An 11,037-nucleotide genomic window follows, 5' to 3' on the forward strand; every position below is an offset into this window, starting at 1 on the left:
GACGTGCCGCTGGGCCGGCCGGCACGGTCCGGCGCGAGGATCCGGTCGGCCGGGCGCGCGAGCTGATGCAGGCCAGCGGCTGCCCGGCCGTACTGGTGCTGGACCCGGACGGCCGGCCCGGCGCCATGGTCTCCGGCAGCCGGGCGGGGGCCGTCCGCAGCGGCACCTGCGGCGACTGCGCCGAGCCGATCCGCGCCACCATCCCCCTCACCGCCGACCTGCGCAGCGCCGTGGCGCTGATGTTCGCGCATGACATGCCGCTGTTGCCCTGCGTCGACGCCGAGGGGCGGATCCAGGGCGCCCTGACCTATGCCGCCATCATCCGCGGCCTGTCGGCGCGGAGGGCGGCGGCATGAGCGATGTCGGCAAGGCCTGGGCCGGACGGGTGGCACCACTGGCGGCGGGACGGCCGTTGCCGGTGCCGGGCATCGCGGCGCTGCTGTGGCTGCTGCTGGCCGCGGCGGCCGTGCTGTGGTGGTTTTCGAGCGACATGCCGGCCGAGATCCTGTCCTATGAGGAGGACATCGTTTTCCTCGGCATCCAGCATATCGAGCTGGTGGCCTGGGCCGGCGGGCTCGCCATCCTGACCGGCGTGCCGGCCGGCGCCGCGCTGTCCCGCCCCGCCTTCCGCCGTTCGGCCGAGCTGGTCCTGCAGGTCTTCAATCTCGGCACCACGATCCCGACCCTGGCGGTGCTGGCGCTGTGCATGACGGTGCTCGGCATCGGCACGGTGCCGTCGGTCTTCGGCCTGTGGGCGGCGACGCTGCTGCCGATCGTCCGCAACACCTATGCCGGGCTGCGCAACGTGCCGACGCCGCTGATCGAGGCGGCGCGGGGCATGGGCATGACCCCGGGCCAGGTGTTCCGGCGGGTCGAGCTGCCGAACGCGCTGTTCGTCATCTTCGGCGGCGTCCGGACCGCTCTGTCGATCTGCGTCGGCACCGCGCCGCTGGCCTTCCTGATCGGCGCCGGCGGCCTGGGCGAGCTGATCTTCACGGGCATCGCGCTGAACGACCTGCCGATGATGCTGGCCGGCGCCATCCCGACGGCGCTGCTGGCCGTCCTGGTCGATGTCGCGGTCGGCCGGCTGCAGATGCATCTCGTGTCGCGCGGGGTCAACCCGCTGCGGTGAAGGAGACAACCAGACAGGGAGAAGGACAATGATCGGAACGAGACTGAAGCGGGCGATCCTGTCGGCGATCGCGCTTCTGGCCTTCGGCGGCGCGGCCGCGGCGGCTGAGCTGACCGTCGGCGGCAAGGATTTCACCGAGCAGTTCCTGCTGGCCGAGATGACGAAGCAGCTGCTGGAGGCCAAGGGCTACACGGTCGAGAAGAAGGACGGGATGGGCACCAACATCGTCCGCGCCGCCCTGGAAAGCGGCGAGGTCGACCTGTACTGGGAATACACTGGCACCTCGCTGGTCACCTTCAACAAGATCACCGACAAGCTGACGCCGGAGGAGACCTACGCCAAGGTGAAGGAGCTCGACGGCGCCAAGGGGTTGGTGTGGCTGGCGCCGTCCAAGGCGAACAACACCTATGCCCTGGCCATCCGCAAGGGCAATCCGAAGACCGACGGGATGGCGACGCTGTCCAACCTCGCCGCCGCCTACAAGGACGGCAAGGACCCGGTGATGGCGACCACGGCGGAGTTCCCGAAGCGGGAGGACGGGCTCCTGGGCCTGCAGAAGGCCTATGACTTCAAGGCCGGCCGGGCCAATGTCCGGCCGATGGAGATCGGCCTGGTGTTCCCGGCCCTGGCCAATGGCGATGTCGACGTGTCGGTGGTGGCGGCGACCGACGGCCGGATCGCCGCAATGGGCCTCATTCTGCTGAAGGACGACAAGGGCTTCTTCCCCAACTACGCGCTCGTCCCGGTGGTGCGGAAGGAGGTGCTCGACGCGCATCCCGACCTCAAGCCGCTGCTCGAGAGCCTGGCCACCCGCCTGGACGACGCTACGATGCAGCGCCTCAACGGCGAGGTCGACGTGCAGAAGAAATCGATCGAGGCGGTCGCCGCGGCCTATCTGAAGGAGGGCGGCTTCCTCTGACGCTGCGGCGCCATGCGGCCGGCGACTATCTGGCCCCGATGCCGGGGTCGTCCCGTCTCCCCGTCACCTGTTCGACGCAGGCGCTGGCCTTGGGCACATTCTGGCCGCTGCCGTCGCTCCGCGACTGGAAGCAGGCGATGAGCTGCTCGAACGGATCGGACGGGCACCCGGCATCGAGGGCGGCGCCCATCTGCTGCGTCAGCTCGTCCTGGATCGCCTTGAGGCGACGGGCGATGCCGGAATGCCCCGTCCTCTCATCCTCGGCCTGGCGCTGGACGCCGCCGAGCGCGTACGCCGTCGCGGCATCGAGCACCGCCCCGTAGCAGACATCCGCCAACCGGGCCTGGTTCGCCCGGGCGTCCCCTGCCGACAGCGCGATCGCCCCCATGAGCACCAGCGCGGCTCCCGCTCTTCGCATGCGTCGCTCCCATCCTTGGTGTCCGGAGGCGATCATACCGGTCCCGGCGGCCGTCGCGGATTCCGCCGCGAGCCCCGGCGCGGCCTAGGGGCCGATCAGCCAGGCAATGGTGCCGCCGAGGACCGATATCAGCCCCAGGATCAGGAACTGCCTTGCGGTCCCGACCATCATGTTGTCGCCGAGGATCTTCGTGATGATGCGGTCGTCGTCCATGCCGGCCCCTGTCCCGATGCCGCCGTCGGCAGCGTCAATGCCCCCGCCATCTGGCGCTGTCAACGGCGCCCCGTGTCCGTGCGCAGCGGCCGGCCGCTCTGTCAGAAAACAACCTTGTGTTGCATAAAGATCAGAAAGCTGACAGTCTCTCCCGAAACAGGGAGCTCGTCGTGACCGGATCGGTGCGCCAGAGACTGACCGAAAGCCTGCAGGACGGGACCGCGGCGGGGCGCGCCATCGCCACCTACATGCTGGCCAATCTGAGCGAGCTGCCCTTCGAGACCTCGGCGACCATCGCCCGCAAGGTCGGTGTCAGCGAACTGACCGTCGGCCGCTTCTGCCGGGCCATCGGCTACCAGCACTTCAAGGACCTGAAAGCCGACCTGAAATCGGACATCGGCGACAGCCCCTGGCTGATCGGCGACCGGCTGCGCGAATTCCAGGCCCGCAGCCGCGGCGGCGGGGGCGACATGGCGCGCAGCCTGGAGCTGGAGATCGCCGCCATCGTCCGGGTCTATGAGCTGGCGCAGACGCCGCAGTGGAAGACGGTGGTGCGGCGGCTGGCGACGGTGCCGCGGGTCTTCGTCGCCGGCTTCCAGACCGAGCGCGGCATCGCCGCGATCATGGTGCATCAGCTGCGCTACCTGCGCGACGGGGTGCATCTGGTCGACCTGTCCTCCGGCAACTTCGCCGAGGTGCTGCTGACCGACCCGGACAGCGCCGCGCTGGTGCTGTTCGATGCCCGCCGCTACTCGCAGCAGGCGCCGCTGCTGGCCCGGCGGGCGCGGGATGCCGGAATGCCGGTGACGCTGGTGACCGACCAGTTCTGCGACTGGGGCCATGACTGCGCCACCGAGGTCTTCGCGGTGCCGACCGAGATCAACCTGTTCTGGGATTCGACCGCGCCGATGGTGTCGCTGATCCAGCTGCTGCTGAACGGCATCTTCAGCGAGCTGGGCCCCGAGGTCGAGGACCGGCTGAACCGGATCGCGGAACTGTACAACGACTTCATCGGCCATGTCGGCCGCATCCCCGACCGCTGACGCGGCCGGCCAGGACAAAAACGGAAACACGGAGGCAGACATGACGGGATTGACGACAGGCGGAGTCCGCCTGGCCGGCGTGCTGGGCCTGGCCCTGACGGCGATGCTGCCGCTGCGGCCGGCGGCGGCGCAGGAGGCGGTGGTGGTGCTGGGCAGCGCCGAAGCCGGCGTGCCGAACTACGACCCGATCCGCGGCGCCATCCTGAATACCGGGGCGTCGCTGATCTATGACCGGTTGGTCGAGCAGGATGCCGACCAGTCCTTTCATCCCCATCTGGCCACGTCCTGGGAGTCCAGTCCGGACGGCATGAGCTGGACCTTCAAGCTGCGCCAGGGCGTCAAGTTCACCGATGGCGAGCCGTTCAATGCCCAGACCATCGTCTGGTGGATCCCGAAATACAAGGGCACCGAGAACGAGTTCATGGTCGACGCGATCGACCATGTCGAGGCGGTGGACCAATACACCGTGCGCTTCGTGATGAAGCGGCCCGAACCGAACCTGATCTTCAACCTGGCCAGCGCCTTCATGGGCATCCCCAGCCCGAAGGCCTTCGACGCCGCCGGCGACGGCTACGGCGTGACCGAGGCGGTGGGCACGGGCCCGTACAAGCTGGAGAGCTTCACGGTCGGGCAGGAGACCGTTCTGGTCCGCAACGACGACTATGCCTGGGGCACCGACCTGTCGGAGAACCAGGGCCCGCCGCATATCGAGCGGCTGACGCTGCGCGAGATCCCGGACCAGTCGACCGCCTTCCTGGAGCTGAAGACCGGCGGCGTCGACATGCTGCTGGACCTGCCCACCGACTACCTGTCGCAGCTGAAGTCGGAGCCGGACATCGATTTCCGCACCCAGCCCGGCTTCGGCGTGACCTACATGCCGATCAACACCCAACTGGAGCCGTTCACCGACATCCGGGTCCGCGAGGCGACGGCGCTGGCGATCGACCAGGCCGCGATCCTCAAGACCGTCTACAACGGCGTCGGCACCGAGGCGCACCAGTTCCTGATCGCGTCGCTGCCGGAATCGAAGGTCGATCCGAAGGTCGAGATCCGCTACGACGCCGCCCGGGCCAACAAGATCCTGGACGAGGCCGGCTGGGTCCGCGCCGATGACGGCATCCGGGTCAAGGACGGCAAGCGCCTGTCGGTCAAGCTGTGGACGCGGGCGGAGACGGAATTCAAGCGCATCGCCGAGATCGTGCAGGCCCAGCTGAAGGCCATCGGCATGGACGCCGCCATCACCGTCTTCGACACCAGCACCATCCGCGACCAGTACAAGAAGGGCGAGCACCAGCTGGTGATCAGTACGTATGGCTGGAACAACGCCGACATCCTCGACTGGTGCTTCAGCGGCAAGCGCCTGTTCTACCCGAACGTGGCGATGTGGAACGACCCGAAGTCGGAGGAGCTGAACGAGATCGCCATGCACCAGTCCCACACCGGGGCGGAGCGCGAGGCGAATTTCCGCAAGTACCACGAATACCTGCTGAGCCAGTTCGTCTTCGCGCCGATCTACGAGCCGGCGCAGAACATGGCGTTCAACAAGACCCGGCTGCAGGTGCCCGCCGTAATCCGCGGCCCGCAGCTGAGCCAGCAGACCTTCGTCGACCTCAAGGTCGCCGAGTAGCACGGCGCGGACCGGGAGGCCGAGATGATCGCCTTCGTGCTGCGGCGCCTGGCGCTGCTTGTGCCGGTCTTCCTGGTGGTTTCGGTGGTGGTGTTCCTCATCATCCACCTGGTGCCGGGCGACCCGATCGACAACATGATGCGGGTCGGGTCGACCCCGGCGCAGCGGGCCCAGATCGCGGCCAAATACGGCCTCGACCGCAGCCTGGCCGAGCAATATGTCGTGTGGATGGGGCGGCTTCTGACCGGCGATCTCGGCACCGCCATCATCCAGCGCCGCCCGGTCGCCGACCTGATCGCCCAGAACCTGCCGTTCAGCCTGGCGCTGGGCGGGCTGGCACTGGCCTTCTCCACCATCGTCGGCATCACCGCCGGGGCGGTGGCGGCCAGCTTTCACCGCAGCCGGATCGACGATGCGGTGACCGGGCTGATCCTGCTGGGATCGACCGTTCCCGGCTTCTGGCTGGGGCTGCTGCTGATCCTGGTCTTCGCGGTGTCGCTAGGCTGGGTGCCGGTGTCCGGCGCCCGCGGCTGGACCTCGCTGATCCTGCCGGTGATCGCCGCGGGCGCCGGCGGCATCGCCCTGGTGGCGCGGGTGACCCGGGTGGCGATGATCGAGGCGTCGCGGCAGGATTTCGTGCTGCTGCTGCACGCCAAGGGCCTGCCGCCCTGGACCATCCAGCTGCGCCATGTGCTGCGCCACGCCCTGCTGCCGGTGGTGACGGTGCTGGGGCTGCGCATCGGCTGGATCCTGGGTGGTGCCGTCGCCATCGAATACGTCTTCGCCCGGCCCGGCCTGGGGTCGCTGCTGATCCGCGCCCTGAACCAGCGCGACTATCCGCTGGTGCAGGGCTGCCTGCTGATGCTGGCCATGGCGGTGATCCTGGGCACGCTGCTGGGCGACATCGTCCAGGCGGCGATGGACCCGCGCCAGCGCGAGGCGCGGCCGTTATGACCCGCCGCCCCGCCCTCCTTTCCGCGCTGTCGACCGTCAAGGGCGGCATCGCCGGCCTGTACCTGATGCTGCTTGTGGCCGGCGCCGTCTTCGCCCCCTGGCTGGCGCCGTATCCCTACGACCAGCAGGACCTGTCGATCGTCAACCAGCCGCCCTCGGCTGAGCATCTGCTGGGCACCGACGAGCTGGGGCGGGACGTGCTGTCGCGCATCCTCAACGGCGCCCGCACCTCACTGTCGGTCAGCGTCACCGCGATCGGCGTGTCGGTGCTGCTGGGCCTGGCCCTGGGCGCCGCCTGCGGCTATTTCGGCGGCGCCTTCGACCGTACCGTGATGGTGGCCGTCGACCTGACCTGGTCGTTCCCGGAGATCCTGATCGCGCTGATCCTGGTGGCGATCATCGGCCCTGGGCTGCAGGGCGTGCTGCTGGCCATCGCCATTGCCTATCTCGCCCAGTTCACCCGGCTGACGCGCACCCAGGTGCTGTCGCTGAAGGGCGAGACCTATGTCGAGGCCACGGTCAATCTCGGCGCCGGCCATGGCCATGTGCTGTTCGCCCATCTGCTGCCCAACGCCCTGGCACCGGTGCTGGTGGCGGCGATGCTGGCCACCGGCGACGCCATCATCCTGGAGGCGACGCTGGGCTTCTTCGGCCTGGGCGCGCAGCCGCCGATCCCGAGCTGGGGCGCGATGATGAGCGCCGGGTCCGCGCAGCTGTTCATCGCGCCCTGGGTGATCCTGCTGCCCGGCTTGGCGGTGGCGCTGACCGTCGTCTTCCTGAACCTGTTCGGCGACGCCCTGATCGCGGCGCTGGACATCCGCGCCCGGCTGCGGGAGGCCTGAGATGCTGCTGACCGTCGAAGGGCTGCGCATCGGCATCGGCCCGCTGGCCCCGGTGGACGATGTCGGCTTCGCCGTCGACCGCGGCCAGATCCTGGGCGTGGTCGGCGAATCCGGCTCCGGCAAGTCGCTGACCGCGCTGGCGGTGATGGGCCTGCTGCCCCAGATCGGCGGCCGGATCGAGGCCGGGCGGATCCGGTTCGACGGGCAGGAGCTGGTGGGGCTGCCGGAGCGCCAGCTGCGCCGCCTGCGCGGCGGCCACATGGCGCTGATCACCCAGAACCCGATGACCTCGCTGGACCCGATGATGCGGGTCGGGCCGCAGATCGACCAGTCGGCCCGGCTGCATCTCGGGCTGGACCGGCGCGCTGCCCGCGCCCGCAGCCTGGACCTGCTGGCCGATCTGCGAATCCCCGACCCGGCGGCGGTGTACGGGCTGTACCCGCATCAGCTGTCCGGCGGCATGAAGCAGCGCATCGTCATCGCCATGGCCCTGGCCGGCGACCCCGACCTGCTGGTGGCGGACGAGCCGACGACGGCGCTGGACGTCACGGTGCAGGCCCAGATCGTGCAGATCATGGTCGAGCTGGTGCGCGACCGCGGCCTGGCCCTGGTGCTGATCACCCACGACATGGGCGTGGTGGCCCAGACCTGCGACCGGGTGGCGGTGATGTATTGCGGCCGGGTGGTCGAACGGGCGCCGGTCGGCGCCATCTTCGGCCAGCCCCGGCACCCCTACACCCAGGCGCTGATCCGCTGCATCCCGCGCGAGGACACGCCGCCCGGGGGCTTGAGCGGCATCCCCGGCATCGTGCCCGGCGCCGCCGACCACCCGCCGGGCTGCCGCTTCCATCCCCGCTGCCCCTGCGCCACCGACCGCTGCCGCGCGGATGTGCCGGCGCTGCGCGGCGACCCCGACGGCCATGGCGCGGCCTGCCATCTGGCGGAGGCGGCATGAGCGAGCTCCTGTCCATCTCCGGCCTCAGCCGGCGCTTCGCCGGCGGCGGGCTGTTCCGCCGGCGCGTGTTCCACGCCGTCAGCGACGTCTCCTTCGCCGTGCCCCGCGGCAGCGTGGTCGGCATCGTCGGCGAATCCGGCTGCGGCAAGTCCACCCTGGCGCGGCTGGTGCTGCGCCTGATCCCCGCCAGCGCCGGCAGCATCCGCTTCGACGGGCAGGAGGTCGGCGGCCTGGCGCGGGGCGAGCTGCGCCGGCTGCGGCGGCGGATGCAGCTGGTGTTCCAGGACCCGTATTCGGCGGTCGATCCGCGCTACTCCGTCCGCGACGCGCTGCTGGAGCCGTTCCGGGTGCAGCGCCTGCCGCCGGGGGAGGGCGAGGTCGCCGGCCTGCTGGAGATGGTGGGGCTGGCGCCCGCTTTGGCGCGGGCCTATCCGCACCAGCTGTCCGGCGGCCAGAAGCAGCGCGTCGGCATCGCCCGCGCCCTGGCGCTGCGGCCGTCGCTGGTGGTGCTGGACGAGCCGACGGCGTCGCTCGACGTCTCGGTCCAGGCCCAGATCATCGCGCTGCTGGACCGGCTGCGGCGCGAACTGGGGCTGACCTACCTGTTCATCTCGCACGACCTCGGCCTGGTCCGGTACTTCTGCGACCGGATCCTGGTGATGTATCTGGGCCGCATCGTCGAGACCCTGCCCAGCGGGGCGCAGCCGGCCCATCCCTACACAAGGGCGCTGCTGGACAGCACCTTCGAGCCCGACCCGCGCCGCCGCCGGCAGATCACCCGCCTGTCCGGCGAGATCCCCAGTGGCTGGGACCCGCCGCCGGGCTGCGCCTTCGCCGCGCGCTGCCCCCGCGCATCCGATTTGTGCCGCCGAACCTTGCCGACGCTGGCCGCCGTGCCGGGCCATGCCGGCGGGCAGCAGGCGGCCTGCCACCACCCTTTGACCTGAAGGCCCATCAGAGGCCGACCGGAGGAGCAACCATGAGCTTTCGCGTCCTGACTGCCGAATTCGCGCACGAGACCAACACCTTCAACATCCACCCGACCGACTACGACGCCTTCGCCCGGCGCGAGCTGTATTTCGGCGAGGATGCGATCCGCGCCCTGGGCGACGCCAACACCGGCATCGCCGGCTTCCGCGACGTCGCGCGTGAGCATGGCTGGACCCTGCGGCATGTGCTGAGCGCCGCGGCCGAGCCGGCCGGCCCCGTGACCCGTGACGCCTTCGACCGGCTGGGCGGCGCCATCGTCCGCGCGGCGGCCGAGGCGAAGGGCGCGCTGGACGGCATCCTGCTGGCCCTGCACGGCGCCATGGTCACCGACTTCTCGCCGGACGGGGAGGGCGAGCTGCTGGAGCGGCTGCGCGAGGCGGTCGGGCCCGGCCTGCCGATCGCGATCACGCTGGACCCGCACGCCAATGTCACCGAGAGGATGTGCCGGCACGCCGACATCATCATTTCCTACAAGACCTATCCCCATATCGACATGCGGGAGATCGCGCGCCATGCCGGCGGGCTGCTGCACCGGACCATGGCGGGGGAGATCCGGCCGAGGACGCTGCTGGTCCGCCGGCCGATGCTGGAGGAGATCAATGCCGGCCGCACCGATGTTGGCCCGATGGTCGACTGGATCGCGGAGGCGCGGGCCTATGAGGGGCGCGGCGGCGCCTTCGCCGTCAGCATCAACGGCGCCTTCCCCAACGCCGACATCCCGGAGGTCGGGCCGACCGTGCTGGTGACCTATGAGGGGGACGAGGCGCCGCACCGCGCCTTCGCCGAGAGCATCGCCGACAAGATCTGGGACGCGCGGTTCGATGTGCTGAACACCTTCCACAGCGTGGCCGAGGCCGCGGCGATCGCGCGGGACTGGCAGGGCGACCGGCCGTTGATCATCGCCGACTATGCCGACAACCCCGGCGCCGGCGGCTATGGCGACGCCACCACCCTGCTGGGCGCGCTGCTGCAGGCCGGCATCGGCAAGGCCTGCTTCGGCCCGATCGTCGACCCCGAGACGGTGCAGCAGCTGCACGGGGTCAAGGCCGGCGAGACCCAGCAGCTGCGCCTGGGCGGCAAGACCGATCCGCGCTTCGGCGGCGGCCCGCTGGATGTGGCGGCGACGCTGCTGTGGACCAGCGACGGCAAGCTGGTCGGCGACGGGCCGATGCTGGGCGGCATCGAGTTCAGCTTCGGGCCCAGCGCGGTGATCCAGGTCGACGGCATCACCGTGCTGGTGGTCAGCGAGCCGTCGCAGATGCTGGACCTGCAGCAGTTCCGAGCCTTCGGCATCGACCCCGCGGCGCATCGCGTGGTCGGGCTGAAATCGATGCAGCATTTCCGGGCGGCGTTCGAGCCGATCGCCGGCAAGGTCATCGTCTGCGACAGCGGCGCCCTGTGCACGCTGAACTACCGGCAGATGCCGTATCGGAACGTGCCGCGGCCGATCTACCCGCTGGACCCGGAGATGAGCCTCTGACCCGATCGCGGTTGCTGGGGAGGGGATCATGAACCATCTCGCGGTCACGCCGCCGCGCGGCTACGGCGCGGCGGACGGACGGCTGACGCTCGACGGCCACGACCTGGTCGCCCTGGCGCGGGCGCACGGCACGCCGCTCTTCGTCTTCTCCGAGGCGCGGCTGCGGGGCAATGCCCGACGCTTCCGCCAAGCGGCGGAGGCCGGGCATCCGCGCGTGCTGGTCTGCTATGCCAGCAAGGCCTGCTCGAACCTGTCGGTATTGGCCGCGGTGCGGGAGGAGGGGCTGGGCGCCGAGGTCAATTCCGGCGGCGAGCTGCACAAGGCGCTGGCCGCCGGCGTGGCGCCGGACCGCATCGTCTTCAACGGCGTGGCCAAGACGGTCGAAGAGATCGGCGAAGCCATCGGCCGAGGGATCAAGGCGATCAACGTCGACTCGCCGTTCGAGCTGCGGCGGACTCCGGCGA

General features: G+C 70.1%; 13 protein-coding genes. 11 read left to right on the forward strand and 2 right to left on the reverse strand.

Going from position 1 to position 11,037, the window contains the following annotated elements:
• The 3 genes from P409_RS38900 to P409_RS14855 all read left to right on the forward strand — a co-directional run.
• Nucleotides 1–356: CBS domain-containing protein (locus P409_RS38900; RefSeq protein ID WP_034838157.1), on the forward strand; the 356-nt coding region annotated here is incomplete at its 5' end.
• Nucleotides 353–1,132 carry an ABC transporter permease gene (locus P409_RS14850; protein WP_034838161.1) on the forward strand — a complete coding sequence of 260 codons (780 nt, stop codon included), beginning with the start codon at nt 353–355 and terminating at the stop codon, nt 1,130–1,132. The genes P409_RS38900 and P409_RS14850, both read left to right, overlap by 4 nt.
• 28 nt (nt 1,133–1,160) lie before the next feature.
• A complete protein-coding gene (locus tag P409_RS14855; RefSeq protein WP_034838165.1) occupies nt 1,161–2,051 on the forward strand; it encodes a glycine betaine ABC transporter substrate-binding protein in 891 nt (296 codons plus the stop codon).
• 25 nt (nt 2,052–2,076) lie between these two features.
• On the opposite strand, the gene P409_RS14860 is transcribed toward P409_RS14855, so the two are convergent.
• Nucleotides 2,077–2,469, reverse strand: coding sequence for a hypothetical protein (locus P409_RS14860; protein ID WP_034838167.1), 393 nt, complete (start codon nt 2,467–2,469; stop codon nt 2,077–2,079).
• A gap of 84 nt (nt 2,470–2,553) precedes the next feature.
• A complete protein-coding gene (locus P409_RS41230) occupies nt 2,554–2,682 on the reverse strand; it encodes a hypothetical protein (protein WP_274519162.1) in 129 nt (42 codons plus the stop codon).
• A gap of 170 nt (nt 2,683–2,852) precedes the next feature.
• Between P409_RS41230 and P409_RS14865 the strand changes: the two genes are divergently transcribed.
• From P409_RS14865 to P409_RS14900, 8 genes are all read left to right on the forward strand, one after another.
• Entirely contained in the window at nt 2,853–3,725 is an 873-nt protein-coding gene (locus tag P409_RS14865; protein WP_034838170.1) for a MurR/RpiR family transcriptional regulator, read from the forward strand.
• 40 nt (nt 3,726–3,765) lie between these two features.
• On the forward strand, nt 3,766–5,352 hold the full coding sequence (locus tag P409_RS14870) for an ABC transporter substrate-binding protein (RefSeq protein ID WP_081991512.1): 1,587 nt from the start codon (nt 3,766–3,768) through the stop codon (nt 5,350–5,352).
• A gap of 24 nt (nt 5,353–5,376) precedes the next feature.
• On the forward strand, nt 5,377–6,306 hold the full coding sequence (locus P409_RS14875) for an ABC transporter permease (RefSeq protein ID WP_034838173.1): 930 nt from the start codon (nt 5,377–5,379) through the stop codon (nt 6,304–6,306).
• Nucleotides 6,303–7,148, forward strand: a complete 846-nt coding sequence (locus tag P409_RS14880) for an ABC transporter permease (protein ID WP_034838175.1) — start codon at nt 6,303–6,305, stop codon at nt 7,146–7,148. The genes P409_RS14875 and P409_RS14880 overlap by 4 nt, the downstream gene beginning before the upstream one ends.
• A 1-nt stretch (nt 7,149) precedes the next feature.
• Nucleotides 7,150–8,103, forward strand: coding sequence for an ABC transporter ATP-binding protein (locus tag P409_RS14885; protein ID WP_034838179.1), 954 nt, complete (start codon nt 7,150–7,152; stop codon nt 8,101–8,103).
• On the forward strand, nt 8,100–9,050 hold the full coding sequence (locus P409_RS14890) for an ABC transporter ATP-binding protein (RefSeq protein ID WP_034838183.1): 951 nt from the start codon (nt 8,100–8,102) through the stop codon (nt 9,048–9,050). Before P409_RS14885 ends, P409_RS14890 begins: the two co-directional genes overlap by 4 nt.
• Before the next feature lie 32 nt (nt 9,051–9,082).
• Nucleotides 9,083–10,573: a M81 family metallopeptidase gene (locus P409_RS14895; RefSeq protein ID WP_034838186.1), complete on the forward strand. Its 1,491-nt coding sequence runs from the start codon at nt 9,083–9,085 to the stop codon at nt 10,571–10,573.
• Nucleotides 10,574–10,601: 28 nt separating this feature from the next.
• Nucleotides 10,602–11,037 (forward strand): diaminopimelate decarboxylase family protein (locus tag P409_RS14900; RefSeq protein WP_034838188.1); only part of this gene is annotated, 436 nt, incomplete at its 3' end.

Source organism: Inquilinus limosus MP06 (assembly GCF_000767795.1).
Taxonomy (GTDB): Bacteria; Pseudomonadota; Alphaproteobacteria; order DSM-16000; family Inquilinaceae; genus Inquilinus; species Inquilinus limosus_E.

Bases quoted from the DNA above. Each gene is read 5' to 3' on its own strand.
- P409_RS14850 (WP_034838161.1), top strand. From the start codon at position 353: ATGAGCGATGTCGGCAAGGCCTGGGCCGGACGGGTGGCACCACTGGCG.
- P409_RS14855 (WP_034838165.1), top strand. From the start codon at position 1,161: ATGATCGGAACGAGACTGAAGCGGGCGATCCTGTCGGCGATCGCGCTT.
- P409_RS14860 (WP_034838167.1), bottom strand. From the start codon at position 2,469: ATGCGAAGAGCGGGAGCCGCGCTGGTGCTCATGGGGGCGATCGCGCTG.
- P409_RS41230 (WP_274519162.1), bottom strand. From the start codon at position 2,682: ATGGACGACGACCGCATCATCACGAAGATCCTCGGCGACAACATGATG.
- P409_RS14870 (WP_081991512.1), top strand. From the start codon at position 3,766: ATGACGGGATTGACGACAGGCGGAGTCCGCCTGGCCGGCGTGCTGGGC.
- P409_RS14875 (WP_034838173.1), top strand. From the start codon at position 5,377: ATGATCGCCTTCGTGCTGCGGCGCCTGGCGCTGCTTGTGCCGGTCTTC.
- P409_RS14880 (WP_034838175.1), top strand. From the start codon at position 6,303: ATGACCCGCCGCCCCGCCCTCCTTTCCGCGCTGTCGACCGTCAAGGGC.
- P409_RS14885 (WP_034838179.1), top strand. From the start codon at position 7,150: ATGCTGCTGACCGTCGAAGGGCTGCGCATCGGCATCGGCCCGCTGGCC.
- P409_RS14890 (WP_034838183.1), top strand. From the start codon at position 8,100: ATGAGCGAGCTCCTGTCCATCTCCGGCCTCAGCCGGCGCTTCGCCGGC.
- P409_RS14895 (WP_034838186.1), top strand. From the start codon at position 9,083: ATGAGCTTTCGCGTCCTGACTGCCGAATTCGCGCACGAGACCAACACC.